At 62.4% G+C, this 21,145-nt stretch carries 19 protein-coding genes; 3 read left to right on the plus strand and 16 right to left on the minus strand.

Features of this window, described 5'->3' with window-relative positions:
* Positions 1-137 precede the first annotated feature (137 nt).
* The gene (locus ACO07W_RS04585) at positions 138-1,418 is read left to right on the plus strand and encodes a PQQ-binding-like beta-propeller repeat protein (RefSeq protein ID WP_421841176.1); all 1,281 of its coding nucleotides are present in this window, start codon (positions 138-140) and stop codon (positions 1,416-1,418) included.
* Between the two features lie 9 nt (positions 1,419-1,427).
* Here the strand turns inward: ACO07W_RS04585 and ACO07W_RS04590 are convergent, their stop codons facing one another.
* From ACO07W_RS04590 to ctaD, 8 genes are all read right to left on the minus strand, one after another.
* Entirely contained in the window at positions 1,428-2,120 is a 693-nt protein-coding gene (locus ACO07W_RS04590; RefSeq protein WP_421841178.1) for an esterase, read from the minus strand.
* A gap of 72 nt (positions 2,121-2,192) precedes the next feature.
* On the minus strand, positions 2,193-3,398 hold the full coding sequence (locus ACO07W_RS04595) for a THUMP-like domain-containing protein (protein ID WP_421845808.1): 1,206 nt from the start codon (positions 3,396-3,398) through the stop codon (positions 2,193-2,195).
* Positions 3,395-4,378 (minus strand): class I SAM-dependent methyltransferase, encoded by a 984-nt coding sequence (locus ACO07W_RS04600; protein WP_421841180.1) that lies wholly within the window; start codon positions 4,376-4,378, stop codon positions 3,395-3,397. The genes ACO07W_RS04595 and ACO07W_RS04600 overlap by 4 nt, the downstream gene beginning before the upstream one ends.
* Before the next feature lie 22 nt (positions 4,379-4,400).
* Positions 4,401-5,204, minus strand: coding sequence for an enoyl-CoA hydratase (locus tag ACO07W_RS04605; protein ID WP_421841182.1), 804 nt, complete (start codon positions 5,202-5,204; stop codon positions 4,401-4,403).
* Positions 5,201-6,052 (minus strand): NUDIX hydrolase, encoded by an 852-nt coding sequence (locus ACO07W_RS04610; protein WP_421841184.1) that lies wholly within the window; start codon positions 6,050-6,052, stop codon positions 5,201-5,203. The genes ACO07W_RS04605 and ACO07W_RS04610 overlap by 4 nt, the downstream gene beginning before the upstream one ends.
* Positions 6,049-6,915: an ABC transporter ATP-binding protein gene (locus ACO07W_RS04615; RefSeq protein WP_421841186.1), complete on the minus strand. Its 867-nt coding sequence runs from the start codon at positions 6,913-6,915 to the stop codon at positions 6,049-6,051. The genes ACO07W_RS04610 and ACO07W_RS04615 overlap by 4 nt, the downstream gene beginning before the upstream one ends.
* A gap of 116 nt (positions 6,916-7,031) precedes the next feature.
* A complete protein-coding gene (serB, locus tag ACO07W_RS04620) occupies positions 7,032-8,267 on the minus strand; it encodes a phosphoserine phosphatase SerB (protein ID WP_421841188.1) in 1,236 nt (411 codons plus the stop codon).
* A gap of 46 nt (positions 8,268-8,313) precedes the next feature.
* On the minus strand, positions 8,314-10,035 hold the full coding sequence (gene ctaD, locus ACO07W_RS04625) for a cytochrome c oxidase subunit I (protein ID WP_421841190.1): 1,722 nt from the start codon (positions 10,033-10,035) through the stop codon (positions 8,314-8,316).
* A 215-nt stretch (positions 10,036-10,250) separates the two neighbouring features.
* On the opposite strand from ctaD, the gene ACO07W_RS04630 reads away from it, so the two are divergent.
* Positions 10,251-11,315 carry an iron-siderophore ABC transporter substrate-binding protein gene (locus tag ACO07W_RS04630; protein ID WP_421845809.1) on the plus strand — a complete coding sequence of 355 codons (1,065 nt, stop codon included), beginning with the start codon at positions 10,251-10,253 and terminating at the stop codon, positions 11,313-11,315.
* A 120-nt stretch (positions 11,316-11,435) separates the two neighbouring features.
* Positions 11,436-12,476, plus strand: coding sequence for an NAD(P)-dependent alcohol dehydrogenase (locus ACO07W_RS04635; RefSeq protein WP_421841192.1), 1,041 nt, complete (start codon positions 11,436-11,438; stop codon positions 12,474-12,476).
* A gap of 24 nt (positions 12,477-12,500) precedes the next feature.
* Here ACO07W_RS04635 and ACO07W_RS04640 read toward each other — a convergent pair whose 3' ends face one another.
* The 8 genes from ACO07W_RS04640 to nrdH form a co-directional block, all read right to left on the minus strand.
* The gene (locus ACO07W_RS04640) at positions 12,501-12,842 is read right to left on the minus strand and encodes a DUF3349 domain-containing protein (protein ID WP_421841194.1); all 342 of its coding nucleotides are present in this window, start codon (positions 12,840-12,842) and stop codon (positions 12,501-12,503) included.
* Positions 12,843-12,934: 92 nt separating this feature from the next.
* A complete protein-coding gene (gene nrdF, locus ACO07W_RS04645; RefSeq protein WP_421841196.1) occupies positions 12,935-13,909 on the minus strand; it encodes a class 1b ribonucleoside-diphosphate reductase subunit beta in 975 nt (324 codons plus the stop codon).
* 141 nt (positions 13,910-14,050) lie between these two features.
* Positions 14,051-15,640, minus strand: a complete 1,590-nt coding sequence (locus ACO07W_RS04650; protein ID WP_421841198.1) for a flavin-containing monooxygenase — start codon at positions 15,638-15,640, stop codon at positions 14,051-14,053.
* Between the two features lie 150 nt (positions 15,641-15,790).
* Entirely contained in the window at positions 15,791-16,531 is a 741-nt protein-coding gene (locus ACO07W_RS04655) for a TetR/AcrR family transcriptional regulator (RefSeq protein WP_421845810.1), read from the minus strand.
* Between the two features lie 180 nt (positions 16,532-16,711).
* The gene (locus tag ACO07W_RS04660) at positions 16,712-17,986 is read right to left on the minus strand and encodes an IS256 family transposase (protein WP_421840071.1); all 1,275 of its coding nucleotides are present in this window, start codon (positions 17,984-17,986) and stop codon (positions 16,712-16,714) included.
* Positions 17,987-18,224: 238 nt separating this feature from the next.
* Positions 18,225-20,390, minus strand: a complete 2,166-nt coding sequence (gene nrdE / locus ACO07W_RS04665; RefSeq protein ID WP_421841200.1) for a class 1b ribonucleoside-diphosphate reductase subunit alpha — start codon at positions 20,388-20,390, stop codon at positions 18,225-18,227.
* The gene (gene nrdI, locus ACO07W_RS04670) at positions 20,360-20,806 is read right to left on the minus strand and encodes a class Ib ribonucleoside-diphosphate reductase assembly flavoprotein NrdI (RefSeq protein WP_421841202.1); all 447 of its coding nucleotides are present in this window, start codon (positions 20,804-20,806) and stop codon (positions 20,360-20,362) included. The genes nrdE and nrdI overlap by 31 nt, the downstream gene beginning before the upstream one ends.
* Positions 20,807-20,835: 29 nt before the next feature.
* Positions 20,836-21,075, minus strand: a complete 240-nt coding sequence (gene nrdH / locus ACO07W_RS04675) for a glutaredoxin-like protein NrdH (protein WP_421841204.1) — start codon at positions 21,073-21,075, stop codon at positions 20,836-20,838.
* Positions 21,076-21,145: the final 70 nt, after the last annotated feature.

The raw sequence follows: 21,145 nt of genomic DNA on the forward strand, positions 1-21,145 counted from the left end.
AAGCCGGGCTTCACGCGGAGGCGAGCCGGCACCAGTTACCCTCACCTGTACTCGATCGATGCTCACGCAAGACCACCAGGTCCGCCGTTGGGCAGCCAGCGTTGGGGAAGGATTTCAGAACCCTGCAAAAAAATCAGGTGCTTGCCCGATGTCTCCTGGCGGCCGTGCTCACGGTCACTCTCGGCGGTTGCGGCAACACGGACTCATGGGTTGACGCGGCGCCAGCACAAGGCTGGCCCGCGCAATACGGTGATGCCGCCAACAGCAGCTACACCACTACGACCGGTGCCACGGCGCTCAAACTACGGTGGACGCGCTCGGTGAAAGGCAGCTTGGCAGCCGGACCCGCGCTGAGTTCCCGTAGTTACGTTGCGTTGAATGCGCAGACCCGGGTCGGATGCTCACTCATGGAGTGGGAGAACAACGACAACGGCCGGCAGCGTTGGTGCGTTCGCCTGGCGCAGGGCGGCGGCTTCGCTGGCCCGCTGTTCGACGGCTTCGACAACCTCTATGTCGGACAACCAGGGGCGATCATCTCCTTTCCGCCCACCCAATGGACCCGCTGGCGACAGCCCGTCATCGGGATGCCATCGACGCCTCGTTTTCTGGGAAACGGTCGGCTGCTGGTCAGTACACATCTAGGACAGCTACTCGTTTTCAACGCGCACCGCGGCACCGTGGCCGGCAACCCGGTGGACTTGGTAGAGGGCATCGATCCCACCGATCCGGGGCGCGGACTCGCCGATTGCGCGCCGGCCCGGCGAGGGTGCCCCGTCGCGGCCGCCCCGGCTTTCTCGACGGCAAGTGGAATGTTGGTAATCGGTGTCTGGCAACCGGGCGCGCCCGTTGCGGAGCTGGTCGGACTCAGGTATCGCGCAGGCCAACTTGCCCGAGCCTGGACCAGCGACGCGGTCGCCGCCGGAGTCCTGGCCAGCCCGGTGCTGTCCGCCGACGGATCCACTATCTACGTCAATGGCCGCGATCTTCAGCTGTGGGCACTCAACGCCTCCGACGGGAAGCCTCGATGGTCTGTACCGCTGGGGTTCCTCGCACAGACCCCGCCCACCGTCACTCCGCAGGGCCTGATCGTGTCCGGCGGCGGCCCCGAAACCCAACTAGTGGCATTCCGAGACGCCGGTGATCACGCCGACTTGGCCTGGCGACGCGATGATGTCACACCGTTGTCGACATCGAGTCTGGCCAGCTCCAATGCCGGTTACACGGTGACCGGCGCGCCTTCGCGCGACGCCGAACCCGGGTTGTCGCTGCTCGTCTTCGATCCGGCCGACGGCCACACCATCAACGAATATCCATTACCCGATGCCACCGGGTATCCCATCGGAGTCTCGATCGCCAAGGACCGCCACGTCGTAACCGGCACCAGCGACGGCCAGATCTACAGCTTCGCGCCGGCTTAGCCGGCGTGGTTAGATTTCCTCAAGGGCAAGCTGCGGGATAGCGCTGCGCGGAACCCGGGCTTGACTGGCCCCAGCGAATGGCGGCAGCAGCTGGCCCTGCGCGAAGTAGAAGATGATATCGCTGTCGGTGATCGCGAAGTTCTGGTAGTTGGACGGGTCCATCCCCGCCGTAGGCAAAATCACGCCGGCCAGCGGAGTCTGATGTTGCAAGTCACGCTGAACGATCGGGAATATGGTGTCCAATGGCGTCGTGTCGGGCGCGAACAGTGTGTCGAAAGTAATGGGCCGCTTGCTGTCGAGGTTGTAGTTGAAGGCCTTGTACCAGGTGAACGGACGGGACCCACCCAGGTCCTGGAAAAACTTGAGCACAACACTCTGGGTGCCCTGCGGTGGTTCGCCGGAACTGAGCTGTTCCGAGCTGGCATCCAACTGGTAGGGCTGGTTACGCCTGGCGGACGCTTGCGCGACATTGAGGAATCCGTCTCGGTTTCGGCTCAGATAATCCGTCAGCGCCTGCTGGTCGGGATAGTCCACCGGGTATCGCATGTCAAGGGTGTAGCCAGAGCCCGAAGCGTGCACGTGGCAGATCGGGGCGGTTTCGATGGTGCCGTCCAAGGTCGCGCAGGACGATGGCTCGGCGGCGGCCGGCCAACCCAACAGGACCGCAGCAGCCAGCACCGCAATCGCTATCAAACAACGCATCGTCGAATTGTCCTCACAAACCGGAAATGGCGGTGGGCCGCAACGGGTGACCGCAGCCAAGCGTACCCGGAGCTACCGAGAAGGACGGCATACGAACGCCGTTGCACGACCCGCAGCGCCGGAACCAATGCGCGCGATGACTACCGACAATGACCGGCCACCCCGCAGCCGGAGCCGTCGCCGGAGGGCGTCGGGGTCTACGTGAACACCGCGGATCAGGATCTCCAGCGCACCGCAATCCAGGGTCGTCAGTGCCCGGCGCAGCCGACGCTCGTCGAATGCAAGCTGCTCGAGCACCTCGAAACCGCGCACGGTTGGCGGCAACTGGTTTCCGGAAAGGTACGCAATGTCGGGATCAAGCTGCCACAGCCCATACCGGGCACCGTAGTGGCGCACCAAGCCGGCTCGCACCACTGCTCCGTCTGGGTCGACAATCCATCGCCCCGCGGGACGCACCGGGCAGTCGTCCGGATCGACCGATGTGATCTGGGTGACCTGTTTCGCGCCATCGATGATGCTGGCGCGACGCCGCACACCCTGCCCAGCCAGCCCGGCAGACCACAAACAGGCTTCGCGGACCGAGCCGCGATAAGACGTCACCTCGATCTCGCCATCGAAACCAAGTTGGCCAAGCTGATCGAAATCTATTCCCGGAGAGCACTTGATCACCACGTCTCGACCACGATAGGTGTCCAACAGGCGGTCCAGCCCCGGCCGGTAGTCCCCCGGGCGCCAGCGGCGCCGCCCATTGCCCCGACGCGCCGGATCCACCAGCACAGCTACCTCACGAGTCACCGGACGAAGCGCGTCGGCACGGCACAGATCGGCGTCGGCGCCCAAGTTATGCCGCGCCATCGCCAACCGCACGGGGTCGATATCACTGCCCAACGTTCGGCTCGCCGAGCCGCGCAACGCCGCCAATTCGGTTCCGATGGAACACGTTACGTCGTGCACAACACGACCAGCCAGCCGTTTTGCCCGGTGCAGTGCCACCGGTGCGGCGGTCGCTTGCTGCAGAGCTTCGTCGGTGAACAACCAGTCGGAGATGCCACACAATCCGGCCAGTTTGTGGGTAGCGCGACGTCGCAGCAGGGTCGTCTCCACCAGGATCGGCGCCCGGCCACCGAAGCGAGCACGCGCCGCGGAGATGTCGGCAATCCGGGTGGTGCCGGTCAGCTCGAATTTCGCGACCGCGGCGAGCGCCTCGGCGCCCGCCTCCGACCTCAGGTAGCTGACGTCGTCGGCGCTGAAACTGAGGCCAGCAACGCCACCGCTCAGGACGGTTTGACCCCGGTGATCATTACGTTGTAAAACCAACCCTTCGGCGCCAGGTGGCGCCAGACATTGGCGTCCACCCAGCTCAACGCCCTCCAGCTGGCGAAGGCGAATCTCGCCCAGCCCCAGCCGAGCTTGCCCGGTGGCACTGTCGACTCGAAGGTACGCACAGGCCAACCGAGCATCGCGGCGGTGAACTCCTCGCTGGCGGTGCGAACCTGCACAGCGCCGACGTTCGTCGCCATGTTTTCTAGATCCTTGGGATCGAAGGTGTGTAAATCGACCACCCACTCCAGCGCCGCCGCGCGCGAGTTCTCGTCAAGTTCTTCCTGCGGGCGACGCCAGCCACCCAGTCCGGGCAGCTTCACCGCGCGAATGGTTGCGTTCCAGGTCAGGTTCGCCAACGCGCGCGCGTACCCGTTCCCAACGGTGGTCGGCTCGCCGGCGAACACGAACCGGCCGCCCGGGCGCAGCACCCGCATCACCTCGCGCAGCGACAGCTCGACATCAGGAATATGGTGCAGCACGGCGTGGCCCACCACTAAGTCGAAGGTGTCGTCGTCATACGGGATGCCCTCTGCATCGGCCACTCGGCCATCGATGTCCAATCCCAGTGACTGCCCATTGCGGGTAGCCACTTTGACCATGCCAGGTGACAAGTCGGTGACCGAGCCTCGTCGGGCGACACCAGCTTGAATCAGATTGAGCAGGAAGAAACCGGTACCGCAGCCCAGTTCCAAAGCTCGGTCGTAAGGCAGCTCCCCGACGACGTCATCGGGGACGATGGCGTCGAATCGGCCCCGCGCGTAGTCCACACAGCGTTGGTCGTAGGAAATCGACCATTTGTCGTCGTAAGACTCGGCTTCCCAGTCGTGGTAGAGCACCTGGGCGAGCTTGCTGTCCTGCCGTGCGGCTGCCACCTGCTCAGCCGTGGCATGCGGATTGGGGACGGCATCAGTAGCGGTCTTCGAACTACTCGTCATGAAGGGCAGCCTAACTGGCGCGTCATAACTCCGGGCCGGCGCCACAACCTTGCGCAGCGCCACCGCCATAACGAGCGGCAAATACCTCGCCATAGCGGCGGCGTTCGTCGGCCAGTCGCTGCCCGGGCTCTGGTTCGAATCCATGGTCGAAAACGGCATTGATACCGGCTTTGGCTGCGGCCATCGCTTGTGCTGGGCTAGCCGCGAAGCGCTGCGCCCAGGCCGCGGCGGCGCTGTAGACGTCATCGGGCGCCACCATGTCGTCGATCACACCGAGCATCAATGCCTCCTCAGCGTCGAAAAAGCGACCGCTGAACACGAGCTCCTTGGCTCTGCTGGGTCCGACCGCACGAGACAAGCGGGCCATTCCGCCGCCACTGGGGATCAGGCCGGCCAGGATCTCGGTAGCGCCGAACTTCACGTTGTCGCCGCCGACCCGCCAATCAGCGGCCAAAGCCAATGTTAGCCCGGCGCCCAGCGCGTAGCCGGTGACCGCGGCCACGGTCGGTTTGGGGATCGCCGCGACGGCGTCGACCGCCGCACGCCGAACTTCCACCGCCGCGCCGGCTTCCGGCGCGGTCAACGTCCGCAGTTCGGGCATGTCGTCGCCGGAAGAGAAGATCTCGTGGCCGCCGTAGAGGATCACCGCGGCGACATCGTCGCGACCACCCAGCTCGGCTGCAGCGGCCGCGATTTCCCGATAAACCTGTCGGGTCATTGCGTTGGTAGGCGGGCGCGACAGTACCAAGGTGGCCACGGCACCCTGGCGCACCACGCCCGGATCTTGCGGGCCAGCATCGACCACAACACTGACGAATTCGGTCATCGGAATCCTGGCGGCGGCAAACCCGACGATCCGCCCGACAACCGGGCCTCGTGGTAGCGGTCGGAGTCGAAGAACTCGATCTCCCAATTGTCGCCCTTGCGCTCCAAATGCGGCTGGACCGTCACGATCTGGCGCTCAATCCCTAGTACATCGGCAACGGTTCGGCCGGCCAACGCGTCCAGCTGAGTCCACGTCGGCGGCAGCAGGAAGGTGTGTCCGGCGGCGAATTCATCGATTGCGGCCTGCGGCGTCTCCCAACCGGCACGGTCGGATTCGGTGTTCTCGCCGTCGGCTCGCTGGCCCTCGGGTAGCGCTGCGACAAAAAAGTATGTGTCGTACCGACGAGTGAGTTCGGCCTCCGGAGTGACCCAATTAGCCCACGGCCGCAACAGATCCGATCGCAACACCAGCTCTTCGCGGCGCAGGAAGTCGACGAAAGACATCGTGCGGTCGGCCAGTGCGCGGCGAGAATCCCCGTACACCGAGGCATCGCCGACGATGCTGTCTGGATCGCCGGCCGGCCCGGCAAACAAAACTCCTGATTCTTCGAAGGTCTCACGGGCTGCTGCGCAAACCAGTGCCTCAGCCAAGTCGGGTTCGATGCCGAATCGTTGCGCCCACCACTGCGCCGGAGGACCCGCCCAGGCCCCCTGCCGGCCCAAGTCGGCATTGCGGTCACGATCGTCAACTCCCCCGCCGGGGAATACCGTCACCCCGGCGGCGAAGTCCATGCGGGAATGACGACGCATCAAAAAGACGGACAGTCCCGTGGGACTGCCAGGGTTTTCGCGGACCAGCATCACAGTCGCTGCCGGCCTTGGGACCAGTGGTTGGTGTGGTGAGTTCATAAGCTCCTCCGGTGGGCCGCACGCGTTCGAACCCGCCTGGCGAAGTATCGCCCGTCCACGACATCCAGAGCGATCTCCTGGCCGAACGCGGTGGACAAGTTCGAAGCGGTGAGCACGTCGGACAGTAAACCTGCGGCAACCACTTGAGCCTCGGACAGCAGCAGGCAGTGGCTGAAGCCGGGCGGCACCTCTTCGACGTGATGGGTGACCAACACTAAGGCGGGCGCGTCGGGGTCGGCGGCCAGGTCGGCCAGTCGCGCCACCAACTCCTCGCGGCCACCCAAGTCCAGGCCCGCGGCGGGTTCGTCAAGTAGCAGCAACTCCGGATCCGTCATCAGGGCACGCGCAATCAAGACTCGTTTGCGTTCGCCCTCGGACAACGTGCCGTAGGTGCGATCGACCAAGTGCTCAGCGCCAAGATTCTCCAGCATGTCGATCGCCCGGTGGTAGTCGACCTCATCGTAGTTCTCCCGCCACCGGCCCAACACCGAATAGCCGGCCGACACGACGAAGTCACGCACGACCTCGTCGCTGGGCACACGCTGGGCCAAAGCCGACGAACTCAGGCCGATCCGCGCACGCAGCTCCGAGACATCGACCCGCCCCAGCCGCTCACCGAGCACAAAGGCGATGCCCGACGACGGGTGCTCGGTCGCGGCCGCGATGCGCAGCAACGAGGTCTTCCCGGCCCCGTTCGGACCGATAATCACCCAACGTTCGTCCAGCTCAACCGACCAATCCAGCGGCCCTACCAGCGCATGCCCACCACGGCGCAAGCAAACATTCCTAAAGTCGATCAAGAGGTCGGGGTCGGTTGCGTCGCTGCTGGTTTCGGAGCCGGTTAGCGAGCCGGTATCGGGCACCCAACCATGGTGCCGTACGGCAACGGTGCGACGGCCGCCGGGTTGCTCCCGCCCCGTCGCCGCAAGCAGGATCGGCCCAAAGTCACAGATTATGGGCGATGGTACGTCTGGCCGTGCTACTCGGCGGGGATTTCGACGCGCCGCACACCGCAATCGCCAGCATCCGCGGCTTCGATCTCCCCGCGGGTTACACCCAGCAGAAACAACACCGTATCGAGGTATGGATGGCTTAGCGACGCATCAGCGACCTCACGCAACGCCGGCTTGGCGTTGAATGCCACGCCCAGCCCAGCAGCCGCCAGCATGTCAATATCGTTGGCGCCGTCGCCTACCGCGACTGTCTGCTCCATCGCGACGCCAGCCTGATCCGCGAAATGCCGCAACGCCTTGGCTTTACCCGGCCGGTCTACGATTTGGCCGACGACTCGGCCGGTGAGCTTCCCGTCAATAATCTCAAGCTCATTGGCGGCGACATAGTCCAACATGAGCTCGTCCGCGAGCGGTTCGATGATGCGCCGGAAGCCACCCGAAACCACTCCGCAGCGAAAACCCAGCCGGCGCAGTGTCCGAATGGTCGTCCGAGCACCAGGCATCAGTTCCAGCTGAGCCGCGACGTCGTCGATCACCGTCGCCGGTAACCCCGCCAAAGTGGCTACCCGCTGCTCCAGCGACTCCGCGAAATCCAGCTCGCCACGCATCGCAGCCTCGGTGATGGCTGCTACGGCGCCTTCGGCGCCTGCCCGCGCGGCCAGCATCTCGATAACCTCGCCCTGGACCAGCGTCGAATCGACGTCGAACACGATGAGCCGCTTTGTACGCCAAGCCAATCCGTAGTCCTCGACCGCCACATCGACGTGCTTGTCGATAGCAACCTTCGTTAAGGCGTTCCGCAACGGTCCACCGACTCCGTTCGGCACCGAGACCCGCAGCTCCAAACCGGTGACCGGATAGTCGGAGATGCCACGGATGAAGTCGATGTTGACGCCGAGCGCGGCCACCTCGCGAGCCACAGCACCGAACGCCCCAGCGGTAATCGGCCGACCAAGAACAAAAATCGTGTGTGTTGACGGTTCTCGAATGATCGGTAAGTCTTCGCTGCGGTCGATCGTGACGTCTAGACCCACACCGTGGATAGCGGCGCCAACGTCGTCCCGCAAGGCAACACTATCGGCGACTTCCGCCGCGCAGGACACCAATACGCCCAGCGTCAGCCGGCCTCGGATGACCACCTGCTCGACATTGAGAAGCTCGACGCCATGCCCCGAGAGCACCTCAAAAAGCGCAGATGTCACACCTGGCTGATCTACACCGGTCACCGTGATCAGCACCGACACCTTGGGTGAAGCGCTCACCGGCGACTCCCGCCCGGCCCCGCCGAGCGGATGCGGCGACGCTGCATCAGCTGGAAGTCAGCTCGGCCGGCTCGTCATGATGACGCCCGACGTGAGCTTCGGTGCGAAGCCGCTCCACCATGTGCGGATAGTGCAACTCGAACGCGGGACGTTCCGAGCGGATACGGGGCAACTCGGTGAAATTGTGCCGCGGCGGCGGGCAGCTAGTCGCCCACTCCAGCGAGTTGCCGTAGCCCCACGGGTCATCAACGGTGACAACCTCCCCGTAGCGCCAACTCTTGAAGACGTTCCACACGAACGGAAGCATCGACGCCCCCAGAATGAACGCTCCAATGGTCGATACGACGTTGTAGGGCTCAAAGCCGTCGCTCGGGAGGTAGTCGGCATAGCGGCGCGGCATACCCATATCGCCGACCCAGTGCTGCACCAGGAACGTCGTATGGAATCCGATGAACGTCAACCAGAAATGCAGCTTGCCCAATCGCTCGTCGAGCAGCCGACCGGTCATCTTCGGGAACCAGAAATACACGCCGGCGAACGAGGCGAACACGATCGTGCCGAACAGCACGTAGTGGAAGTGCGCGACCACGAAATAGCTGTCGGTGACATGGAAGTCTAGCGGCGGGCTAGCCAGCAACACACCGGTCAGACCGCCCAGCAGGAAGGTGACCAAGAAGCCGACCGAGAACAGCATCGGCGTCTCAAAGGTCAACTGCCCCTTCCACATGGTGCCTATCCAGTTGAAGAACTTGATCCCGGTCGGCACAGCGATCAGAAAGGTCATGAAGGAAAAGAACGGAAGGAGTATGGCGCCTGTCGCATACATGTGGTGCGCCCACACCGCGACCGACAGCGCGGCGATCGACAACGTCGCATAGACCAGTGTGGTGTAACCAAAGATCGGCTTGCGCGAGAACACCGGGAAGATCTCAGTAACAATCCCGAAAAACGGCAGCGCGAGGATGTAGACCTCTGGGTGGCCGAAGAACCAGAACAGGTGCTGCCACAACAGAACTCCACCGTTAGCCGAGTCGTAGATGTGGGCCCCCAGATGCCGATCGGCGGCCAGGCCAAACAACGCCGCGGTGAGCAACGGGAACGCGATCAAGACGAGGATGGAGGCCACCACGATGTTCCAGGTGAAGATCGGCATCCGGAACATCGTCATCCCGGGCGCGCGCATACATACCACGGTGGTGATCATGTTGACGGCGCCCAGGATGGTGCCGAGACCGCCAATCGCGATGCCCAAAATCCAGAGGTCGCCACCGACCCCGGGCGAGTGGACGGCATCAGTCAGCGGGGTGTAGGCGGTCCAGCCGAAGTCAGCGGCCCCACCCGGAGTGATGAAGCCAGCAGTACCAATCGTGGCCCCGAACAGGAATAACCAGAACGAGAGGGCATTTAACCGCGGGAATGCCACGTCGGGTGCGCCGATCTGAAGCGGCAACACCAGATTGGCGAAGCCGAACACAAGCGGGGTCGCGTAGAACAGCAGCATGATCGTGCCGTGCATGGTGAACAGCTGGTTGAACTGCTCGTTCGACAGGAACTGCAGGCCCGGCGTGGCCAGCTCAGTGCGCATCAACAGTGCCAGTAGGCCTCCGATAAAGAAAAAGGCGAAGCAGGCGACGCAGTACATGATGCCGATCATCTTGTGATCGGTCGTGGTGATCAGTTTGTAGAAAAGGTTCCCTTTGGGACCCGTCCTAGGCGGGTACGGGCGAATAGCCTCAAGTTCTCCCAAGGGGGGTGCTTCGGCTGTCAACAGCTCCTCCAAACATCCATCCGGACCGGGGCGCTTACCACTTCTGAGGAGCATCTTAGCCGTCGGTCCGGCCGGGGTTGGGCCTGGTCCTACAAACTGTCGTAAACGCCTCTCCCGGGGCGGCGAGACGTCTGGGCAGACGGGTCGGACATGGCCCTGTTACCGTCCGATGTGTGCTATTCGGCAGGACACCGGCCAACCGGGCCGCCGCCTCAATAGCAACGGTGGTCGTAGCGGTGACCGTCACGTGCGCCGGGTGCGGATCCGATACGCCCCCCACCACCGCCACGCAGTCAGTGACCACTCCGACAACCAAGATCGCGGGAGCGGGAGTGCTAGGCAACGACCGCCGCCCCGACCAGGCGTGCGCGCCGGAAGCCGCTGCCGCTGATCCGGGACCGCCCAGTCGGCAGGCCCGAAACGCCGCAGGCGTCGACCCCGACGTGGCGCGGGTGCCAGCCGAGCCACAGCGCATCGTGGTGCTCTCGGGTGACCAGCTCGACGCGCTCTGCGCGCTCGGCCTGCAATCGCGGGTGGTCGGGGCTGCATTGCCAGACGACTCCACCAACCAGCCCTCATACCTGGGCAGTGTTGTGCACGAACTGCCCGGCGTCGGAACTCGCCGATCCCCCGACTTGCGCGCCGTCGCGGCAGCGCACCCAGATCTGATCCTTGGCTCGCAGGCGTTGACACCCAAGTTGTACCCGCAGCTGGCAGCAATCGCCCCGACCGTGTTCACTGCCGCACCTGGAGCGGACTGGCAAGACAACCTTCGCGGTGTCGGTGCCGCGACCGCGCGTAGCGCCGCTGTGGACACGTTGATCGACAAGTTCACCCAGCGGGCCGCCCAGATCGGCACCGACCACGACGCAACCCATTTCCAGGCCTCGATCGTCGAGCTAACGGCCGACACCATGCGGGTATACGGTGCCTCCAACTTTCCGGCCAGCGTCTTGAAGGTAGTCGGAGTGGACCGTCCCGCATCACAGCGGTTCACGGACAAGGAGTACGTCGAATTCGGTACTACCGATGCTGACCTCGCCAAAGCACCGGATTTCGCGGCGGCCGACGCCGACATCGTCTACGTATCGTGCGCGTCGCCGGCTGCCGCGGAACGTGCGGCCACCGTTTTGGACAGCGACCCCTGGCGCGAGCTGTCCGCCACACGCGACAATCGAGTCTTTGTGGTCAACCAGCAGGTATGGCAGACCGGCCAGGGTCTAATCGCTGCCCGCGGCATCGTCAACGACCTGCGCTGGGTGAATGCCCCGATCAACTAGTCCAGCGACGATGCCCGGCAAACGGCCCGCCAACCCTGAATCAGGGTGCAGCGTTAGACTTTCGGGGTACCCGCGGCTATGAGTTCGCGCCGCATTCCGAAGAAGGAAGATTTGAGTGCCATGAGCACGGTTTCCGCGTACGCCGCCACCTCGGCTACTGCACCGCTGACCAAGACCACGATTACCCGTCGCGACCCGGGCCCGCACGACGTGGCCATCGAAATCAAGTTCGCCGGGATCTGCCACTCCGACATCCACACGGTCAAAGCCGAGTGGGGCCAACCGAATTACCCCGTAGTCCCTGGCCACGAGATCGCCGGCGTGGTGACCGCGGTCGGTTCTGAAGTGTCCGCGCACAAAGTCGGTGACCACGTCGGCGTGGGCTGTTTCGTCGACTCCTGCCGTGCGTGCAGTAGCTGTGCAGCCGGACTCGAGCAATACTGCACGCGCGGGGCGACGATGACTTACAACAGTGTCGGCCGCGACGGCGAGCCGACATACGGCGGCTACAGCGGCGCGATCGTCGTCGACGAGAACTACGTTCTTCACATACCCGACGCGCTGCCGCTAGACGTGGCGGCGCCACTGCTGTGCGCAGGAATCACCCTCTTCTCACCGCTGCGTCATTGGAATGCCGGACCCGGCAAGAGGGTGGCCGTGATCGGCCTGGGCGGGCTTGGGCACATGGGAGTCAAACTCGGCGCAGCGATGGGCGCCGAGGTATCAGTGCTGTCGCAATCACTGAAAAAGATGGAAGATGGCCTACGACTAGGCGCCAGCAGCTACTACGCCACGTCGGACCCCGAAACTTTCCGCAAGCTACGCGGCAGCTTTGATCTGATTCTGAACACCGTGTCGGCCAATCTCGACCTCAGCAAGTACCTAAATTTGCTCGACGTCGACGGCACCCTGGTTGAGCTGGGAATCCCTGAGCACCCCATGCCGGTACCCGCTTTCGCCCTGGCGCTAAGGCGTCGCAGCCTGTCCGGGTCGACCATCGGCGGGATCGCCGAAACGCAGGAGATGCTGAATTTCTGCGCAGAACACGGCGTGACGCCCGAAATCGAAGTCATCGAACCTGATTACGTCAACGAGGCCTACGAGCGTGTCCTGGCCAGCGATGTACGCTACCGCTTCGTCATCGACACGTCAGGCCTGTGACATAGCCGCGCAGTCACTCCCCGGCTAGTCCTGTCCTGCTTCGGCGCCCGCGACAACACCAGCCAGCGGCCACCCCGCCGCCGCCAAGGTGCCCGCCACCCGCTGGATATCCTCCGCCGTGGCGGCGTGGTGGGTGATTTCGGAGATGAACTCGACGATCTCGTCGCGGTCTATTACCCCGTCAGCAACGGCCGGCGATCCGGCTGCGGTGATGTTGCGGACCACCTCACTGATCTCCGCCTCGGTCAACGGAGTGCTGCGCAACAATGCCAGCAGCGGCACCCGGTCCGGGCCGGGCACACCGTCGGGATACCCGACCTGCAGCCATCGGAGTACCGAGCTGAGAAAATCAGAAGTCGTCGTCACCTGACCAGTGTCGCGGCAATCACGTCATCAGTGCCAACCATGAGACGACATCGTTGACACAATTCATATGTCGTTCATGGCCCGATCGCGGCTTAGAACTCCCAGTCCTCGTCTTCTGTGTTGACCGCCTTGCCGATGACGTAGCTAGAACCCGACCCGGAGAAGAAGTCGTGGTTCTCGTCGGCGTTGGGTGACAGCGCTGAAAGGATCGCCGGGTTTACATCGGTCTCGTCGCGCGGGAAAAGCGCCTCATAGCCCAGGTTCATTAGCGCCTTGTTCGCGTTATAGCGCACGAATTTCTTGACGTCTTCAGTCAGCCCGACCTCGTCGTAGAGATCCTGGGTGTACTCGACCTCGTTGTCGTACAACTCGAACAACAAGTCGTAGGTGTACTCCTTGAGTTGAGCACGCTTGGCCTCGTCAACCAGCGCCAGGCCCCGCTGAAATTTGTAGCCGATGTAGTAGCCATGAACGGCCTCGTCGCGGATGATCAGCCGAATCATGTCCGCGGTGTTGGTCAGTTTGGCTCGGCTCGACCAATACATCGGCAGATAGAACCCGGAGTAGAACAGGAAGCTTTCCAGCAGTGTGGACGCCACCTTCTTTTGGAGTGGTTCGTCGCCTCGGTAGTACTCGAGCACGATCTCGGCCTTGCGCTGCAAGTTGCGGTTTTCCTCCGACCAGCGGAAGGCGTCATCAATCTCGGCGGTTGAGCACAGCGTGGAGAAGATCTGACTGTAGCTCTTGGCGTGCACCGACTCCATGAATGTGATGTTGGCCAGGACGGCTTCCTCATGCGGGGTGAGCGCATCGGCCATCATGCTGACCGCTCCCACGGTGCTTTGGATGGTGTCCAGCAACGTCAGGCCGGTGAACACTCGCATCGTCAGCTGCTTTTCGGCAGCGGTCAGCGTTGCCCACGACGGCAAGTCGTTAGACACCGGCACCTTCTCGGGAAGCCAGAAATTTCCGGTCAGCCGATCCCAAACCTCGGCATCTTTGTCGTCTTGGAGCCGGTTCCAGTTGATCGCTGAGACCCGGTCGATGAGTTTCGTATTTTCGGACACCAGAACTCCACTTCACATGCCTGTTTGGCTGCCGGACTGTCTACGGCACTTAGACCTCAAACACTACCCCTGGGGTACGACAAGCTCACGCAACACAATCGGTTGTGTCTTCGTGTCGCGAACACGGCTGCCGAACTCGCCCTACGTCGACTTGGCGGCAGCAGTATTACCCCGCGATGAGCCGGGCGAAACCCCGAAGAACTGGTACTCAGCGGGCTTGATCGAGCGGGTAGCCATCCAATACTGCCAGGTATATCCACCCCACAGCACGGTGTTCTTGCCGTGCTCGTTCAAGTACCAGCTGCTGCAGCCCCCGCTATTCCACACCGAGCCCGCCAGCTTCTGTTGCAGTTCCTCGTTGAAGCGGTCCTGGGCCGCGCGGGTCGGAGCCAGAGCCTGCGCCCCCAACCGGTCGCATTCGGCAATCGCGTCGGCGACGTAGCGGATCTGGGATTCGATCATGAACACCACCGAGTTGTGACCCAGCCCGGTGTTGGGGCCCAGCAGGAAGAACAAGTTGGGCATATCGGCCACCGTGATCCCGCGATGCGCGCAAATGCCCTCGCGATTCCAACGCTCAACCAGATCCTCACCCTCGCGCCCCTTGATTTGGACGTAGGTATAGGAGTCAGTCACATGAAAGCCCGTCGCGTATACGATGACGTCCGCTTGTCGGGACGTTTCGTTGCCCGCGGCATCTGCGGTCACGATCCCGTCACGCGTGATCCGGGCGATCGGATCGGTGATCAGTTTGGTTTTCGGGTCCGCCACGGCGGGATAGTAGGTCGAGGAGTTCAGGATCCGCTTGCACCCGATTCGGTAGCGCGGGATCAGCTTGCGTCGCAGTTCCCGATCTTTCACCGAGCGTCGAATGTTCCATTTGGCGACGGCCTCAAGGATCTTCAGCGCGTTCGGCCGCGCGGTCATGCCATACGCCAGAGCCTCCTGGCCCCAGTAAATCGCGAGGCGCACCAGAGCTCGCAAACCTGGCACATTCTCGAAAGCGCGACGCAGCCCCACCGGGAGCTCTTCGTTGGTACGCGGGACCACCCACGGCGGGGTCCGTTGGTAGAGCTGCAGCTCAGCGACCTGCCCCAGGATCTCCGGGACGATCTGAATCGCGCTGGCGCCAGTCCCGATGATCGCCACCCGTTTGCCGGTCAAATCGACGCTGTGGTCCCACTCAGCGGAATGGAAAGCAGCACCTCCGGCGTCGCTGAACTCGTCGCGCCCCTCGATCTCGGGGAAGGATGGGATGTGCAACGCACCCGCTCCTGAGATCAAGAACTGCGTGATGTATTCGCGGCCATCGGCGGTGAACACATGCCACCGGGACTCATCGTCGTCCCAGTAGGCGCGGTCAACCAGTGAATCGAATGTGATGTAACGCCGCAGACCGTATTTCTCGGTGACCCCTTTCAGATAGTCCCAGATTTCGGGCTGATAGGAGAACAGGCACTTCCAGTCCGGCTTCGGTTCGAATGAGTACGAGTACAAGTGCGATGGGATGTCGCACGCGCAGCCGGGGTAGCTGTTGTCACGCCAGGTGCCGCCAACATCATCGGCCTTCTCCAAAATGACGAAATCGGTACCCTGTTGTTGCAAGGCGATCGCCATGCCCAAACCAGAGAATCCGGTCCCGATAATGACGGCTCGGGTATACACCGGCGCCTTGGGCACGTTGTTCGTCGAATCCGCTTCTGTCACGGCGGAGGTCGCGCCACTAGTCATAGTTCGGTCTTCCTATTGAGGCCGGTAGCTGGGCACTAGCCGGGGCAGCTAAATCTATAGGCGTCTCACCGACGCAAATACCCGGTACCCAGGGTATCGGATACGCGGAGCGTTTTCGACCAATGCCGCGATATCGACGCCGCCCAGCGCTCAGCTCGCGGCCGGGCTGCGTGGAACCGCATCGTGGATGGGCTGGTCGGGGTCCATCGCGATGCCAAGCAGCTCGGCGGTACCGACAATGACGCCCATCATGATCGTCGTCAGATGCGCGACGAACTGCTCGTGCGACATTCGCCGCTGGCTGTCGGGTTCCGAACCCAACCACCACTCGGTGGCTGACGCCGCCGAACCAAAGGCAGCGAATGCGGCGAGTTCAAACGCTTCGCGGTTCAACTGCATCTCGCGCAGTTCGTTGTTGAACATTTCAGCCATGGTCAGGGTGATTTCGCGAGCCTCGCTGAGAGTCCGCACCGTCGCCTCGGACTGCATGGTGGATCCGCCCTGAATGAACACACGCAACACGTTGGGATGTTCATCGACGAGGCTGACATACTCCTCGACACTGCGCCGGATAACTTCGCGGGCCGAGTCGGTAGCCAAGTCGATCGACGGGAAGATCGCCGCCCACAGCATGTCCCGCAAACGTTCTCCGATGGCATGGAAGAGATCGGATTTGTCGGTGAAATGCCGGTAGATCTTCGGCTTGGCGGTGCCGGCCTCTTCGGCGATCTCCCGCACACTCAGTTCGGGCCCAAGACGATCAATGGCGCGGAAAGCGGCTTCAACGATCTCGCCGCGCACCTTCTTGCGGTGTTCACGCCAACGCTCGCTACGTGCGTCGACTTTCGCACCTGTATTCCCGCTGGGTTTGGGCCGGCTCGCTCCGCGCACGTTAAGCACCTTACCGTCTCGCGGCCGCTGACCTGGGCAGACTTCCAGTTCCTGGGCTTCGGCGACGCGCATAGCCAAAAAGAACTCGTTGACGAGCGCCAACTACCCCATGCAACGAGCCAAGAGGTGGCGTCTTAGGACTGGTGTAAAAACGCTGGGCGCATGTTCCTGGTGGTCATGTTACGCGGCGGTGGTGTCGGTCGTGGTTGTTGTGGTGGGGGGATGCAGTGGGCGGGGTGGCTCGAGCAGTTGGTGGCGTAGTTCTTGGAGGTGGCGGCTGGTCGCTGATGTTTGGGTGACTCCGCGCCAGCCGCGGCTGGCGCGGTCGAGGACGGCCCATACCAGCGACAGACAGCTGGTTTCGCCGGGTAGGCGGCCGATGACCTTGACCCGGCGACGGGATTCTCCGAAGGTGCGTTCGATGAGGTTGGAATGGCGGATGCGTGTCCAGTGTTGGCGGGGGAAGCGCAAATGCACGCTCAGCGAGGCGAAGTCGTTGGCCAGGCAAGCGACCGCGGCTGGGTAGAGCCCGCGGTATGTGGTGGTGAACTCCTCGGCGCGGCGGGTGGCTTCATCCACGGCCTGCTGGCCGGGTGGCTGGTCAATGTCATCGAAGATCGACCAGAACGCGGCTTTGATCTCGTCCTGGACCGCGACAGGTGTCTTGGCGATGACGTTACGGCAGCGATGGATCAGACACCGCTGACGCAGGCTTGCCGGAAACGTGGTCTCCCATGCGGCGATCAGGCCCGGCGCCCCGTCGGAGATGCCCAGTAGCGGCGGGCGTAGTCCCCGGTTCCTCAGGTCAGCCAAGAAGTCGGCCCACGCATCAGCCGACTCCGCTGCGGCTGGGGCCAGCCCAATAAACAGGGGCTTGCCGTCGGTGCAGATGCCCCAGGCGGCCAGCACCGGCTCGGCCGGGGCGTTGGGATGCATCCGAAAGTTCGAGGCATCCAAGAACAGGTAGTCCAACACCAGCTCATCAAGGCGTCGAGACGACCACGCAGCGAACTCGTCTTTGATGGCCGCACAAATCCGGCTCACCGTCGAGCGCGACAACGCCGCCTGCGAGCCCAGCACCTCGGCCAACGCGGCCTCGATGTCGCGATCCGACAAACCGCGCACCCATCCCGAAATCACCAACGCCTCCAGAGCGTGGGTGCGCGTCACCCCGGCACCGAATAGCCGCGAACAGAACCGCTCGTCGGTGTCGCGTAGTTTCGGGCGGCATAATTCGACCGAGCCCATCGTGGTCTTCACCGTCGCCGGCGGTTGATACCCATTGCGGTACCCGCCCGGGCCGTCCTGAACCCGACGCTGGTGACGGGCTCGGCCCAACACTGCTTCTACCTCGGCCTCCACGGCGACCTGAAACACCAGACGCACCGATAACCGCCCGACCTCCTCCAAAATCTCGGTCAACGGCCGCTCGGTCGCGGCGAACAACTGATCCATCTCAACACGCACACGCTCAATCGGCGATACTCGCTTGGTCACGGGCGTAGCCCCTCCTTCATAGCTTTCGTCGGTTGCGACGGAACCTACGCCCGTGACCATTTACACCAGCGATGAGACGCGACCAGCCAAGATTCCATCATCGGCTTCACCGGCGGCGAGCGATAAGCGGGCACACGGCTACACCAGTAGCCGCAGCCGCTAGCACAACTACTTCAGGTGCAACGTTTATGCCGACCTACAGCATGCAGGACACGCAGCCTTCGACTTCGGTGCCTTCCAACGCCATCTGTCGCAGCCGAATGTAGTACAGCGTCTTGATCCCCTTGCGCCAAGCGTAGATTTGCGCCTTGTTCACCTCACGGGTGGTCGCGGTGTCTTTGAAGAACAACGTCAGCGAAAGCCCTTGATCCACATGCTGGGTAGCTGCGGCGTAGGTATCGATGATCTTCTCGTAGCCAATCTCGTAGGCGTCCTCGTAGTACTGCAGATTGTCGTTGGTCATGTAAGGCGCCGGGTAGTAGACACGGCCGATCTTGCCTTCCTTGCGGATCTCGACCTTCGACACGATGGGGTGGATTGACGACGTCGAATGATTGATGTAGGAGATCGATCCGGTCGGCGGCACCGCCTGCAGGTTCTGGTTGTAGATGCCATGCTGCTGCACCGAATCCTTCAGCCGTCGCCAATCGTCCTGGGTCGGAATCCGGATGTCCGCGGCCGCGAACAGCTCGCGCACCTTCTCAGTCTTGGGCTCCCAGGTCTGCTCGATGTACTTTTCGAAGAATTCCCCCGAAGCGTACTTGGACAACTCGAAACCTTTGAAACACGTTCCACGTTCGATCGCTATGCGGTTCGACGCAGCAAGCGCGTGGTAAAGCACCACGTAGAAGTAGATATTCGTAAAGTCAACGCCTTCCTCGGACCCGTAGAAGATGCTCTCACGCGCCAGGTAGCCGTGCAGGTTCATCTGGCCAAGCCCAATCGCATGAGAGTCGTTGTTACCTTGCTCGATCGAAGGCACTGACGTGATGCGAGTCTGGTCGCTCACCGCGGTCAGCGCACGAATAGACACGTCGATGGTCTGGGCGAAGTCCGGTGAGTCCATCGTCTTGGCGATGTTCAGCGACCCAAGGTTGCACGAAATATCCTTGCCCACTTTGGCATACGACAAATCGTCGTTGAACAACGATGGGGTGGACACCTGGAGGATCTCCGAGCACAGATTGGAGTGGGTGATCTTGCCCGCGATTGGATTGGTTCGGTTCACCGTGTCTTCGAACATGATGTAGGGATAACCGGATTCGAACTGTAGCTCGGCGAGCGTCTGGAAAAATTCTCGCGCCTTGATCTTCGTCTTGCGAATGCGCGCATCGTCGACCATTTCGTAGTACTTCTCGGTCACTGCGATGTCGGCGAACGCCACGCCATAGACCCGTTCGACATCGTAGGGCGAGAAAAGATACATGTCGTCGTTACGCTTGGCCAGCTCGAAAGTGATGTCTGGGATCACCACCCCCAGGCTCAACGTTTTGATCCGGATCTTCTCATCGGCGTTCTCACGCTTGGTGTCCAGGAAGCGGTAGATGTCGGGGTGGTGGGCATTCAGGTACACCGCACCGGCACCCTGGCGGGCTCCCAGCTGGTTGGCATAGGAGAACGCATCCTCGAGGAGCTTCATGATCGGAATAACACCCGACGACTGATTCTCGATGTTCTTAATCGGCGCTCCGTGCTCACGAATATTACTCATGAGCAACGCAACTCCCCCGCCGCGCTTGGAAAGCTGCAGAGCAGAGTTGATCGATCGCCCGATCGACTCCATGTTGTCCTCAATGCGCAACAGAAAACAACTCACCGGCTCGCCGCGCTGCTTTTTGCCCGAGTTCAAAAATGTCGGGGTCGCCGGCTGGAACCGGCCGTCGATGATCTCGTCGACCAGTTTCGTGGCCAGTGTGGTGTCACCGGCAGCAAGCGTCAATGCCACCATGCAAACGCGGTCCTCGAAGCGCTCAAGATAGCGCTTCCCATCGAAGGTCTTTAGCGTGTAAGACGTGTAGTACTTGAACGCACCCAAGAACGTGGGAAACCGGAACTTCTTCGCGTAGGCGCGGTCTAGCAATGTCTTGACGAAGTTGCGCGAGTATTGGTCGAGAACCTCACGCTCGTAGTAGTTCTCGCGAATCAAGTAGTCGAGCTTCTCGTCCTGGTTGTGGAAGAAGACCGTGTTCTGATTGACGTGCTGCAAGAAGTACTGGTTGGCGGCCTCGTGGTCTTTGTCGAATTGGATTTTGCCGTCCGCATCGTACAGATTCAGCATGGCGTTGAGCGCGTGGTAGTCCGTTTCGTCGGCCACGACATGAGCGCCGGACACTACAGGCTCTGCAGCGACGGTTGGTGACACGTCTGTTCCTTCCAGAATTCAGTAAGGCCCGAACGGACGGCAACCACGTCGTCCTCGGTACCCATCAGCTCGAAGCGGTAGAGATAGGGCACGCCGCATTTGTGGGCGATTACATCACCGGCATGACAGAACTCTCGCCCAAAGTCGGTGTTGCCGGCGGCGATGACCCCGCGCAGCAGCGCTCGATTGCACTCGTTGTTCAAAAAGGCGATGACCTGCTTGGGCACATAACCGTCAACACGGCGTTTCGAAGCAGGCCGGCGGCCCCCGTAGGTGGGCAGTACCAGCACGTACGGCTCATCGACTTGGATACGCCCATGCAGCGGTATCCGCGTGGCGGGAATTCCCAGCTTCTCTACAAAGCGGTGGGTGTTCCCCGACACGCTGGAGAAATACACCAGGTTGCGCGCCTGCACCGCAACATCCTTACCTATCGCCGGCCTCGCTAGGCGCTCAGTGCCGCGCCGGCCAGCGCCTTGATGCGATCGGGCCGAAAGCCCGACCAGTGGTCGTTTTCCGCCACCACGACGGGAGCCTGCAGATAGCCCAACGCCATCACATAGTCGCGCGCCTCGGAATCTAGCGAGATGTCGACTTTCCGGTAGGTGATGCCTTGCTTTTCCAACGCCTTCGAAGTGGCGCTGCATTGCACACACGCTGGCTTGGTGTAGAGGGTAATGCTCATGAAGGTACCGCTCCTTTGCGGGAGGTTGGGGACTTGTCTGAGGAACTTGATAAAGCTGGCAACGAATCAG

It is taken from the genome of Mycobacterium sp., assembly GCF_965230835.1.
In the GTDB taxonomy this organism is placed as follows: domain Bacteria; phylum Actinomycetota; class Actinomycetes; order Mycobacteriales; family Mycobacteriaceae; genus Mycobacterium.

What these genes read in the sequence shown, in the direction of transcription:
- ACO07W_RS04590 (WP_421841178.1), bottom strand. Translation starts at nt 2,120, where the DNA reads ATGCGTTGTTTGATAGCGATTGCGGTGCTGGCTGCTGCGGTCCTGTTG.
- ACO07W_RS04600 (WP_421841180.1), bottom strand. Translation starts at nt 4,378, where the DNA reads ATGACGAGTAGTTCGAAGACCGCTACTGATGCCGTCCCCAATCCGCAT.
- ACO07W_RS04605 (WP_421841182.1), bottom strand. Translation starts at nt 5,204, where the DNA reads ATGACCGAATTCGTCAGTGTTGTGGTCGATGCTGGCCCGCAAGATCCG.
- ACO07W_RS04610 (WP_421841184.1), bottom strand. Translation starts at nt 6,052, where the DNA reads ATGAACTCACCACACCAACCACTGGTCCCAAGGCCGGCAGCGACTGTG.
- ACO07W_RS04635 (WP_421841192.1), top strand. Translation starts at nt 11,436, where the DNA reads ATGAGCACGGTTTCCGCGTACGCCGCCACCTCGGCTACTGCACCGCTG.
- ACO07W_RS04650 (WP_421841198.1), bottom strand. Translation starts at nt 15,640, where the DNA reads ATGACTAGTGGCGCGACCTCCGCCGTGACAGAAGCGGATTCGACGAAC.
- ACO07W_RS04660 (WP_421840071.1), bottom strand. Translation starts at nt 17,986, where the DNA reads ATGGATCAGTTGTTCGCCGCGACCGAGCGGCCGTTGACCGAGATTTTG.
- nrdH (WP_421841204.1), bottom strand. Translation starts at nt 21,075, where the DNA reads ATGAGCATTACCCTCTACACCAAGCCAGCGTGTGTGCAATGCAGCGCC.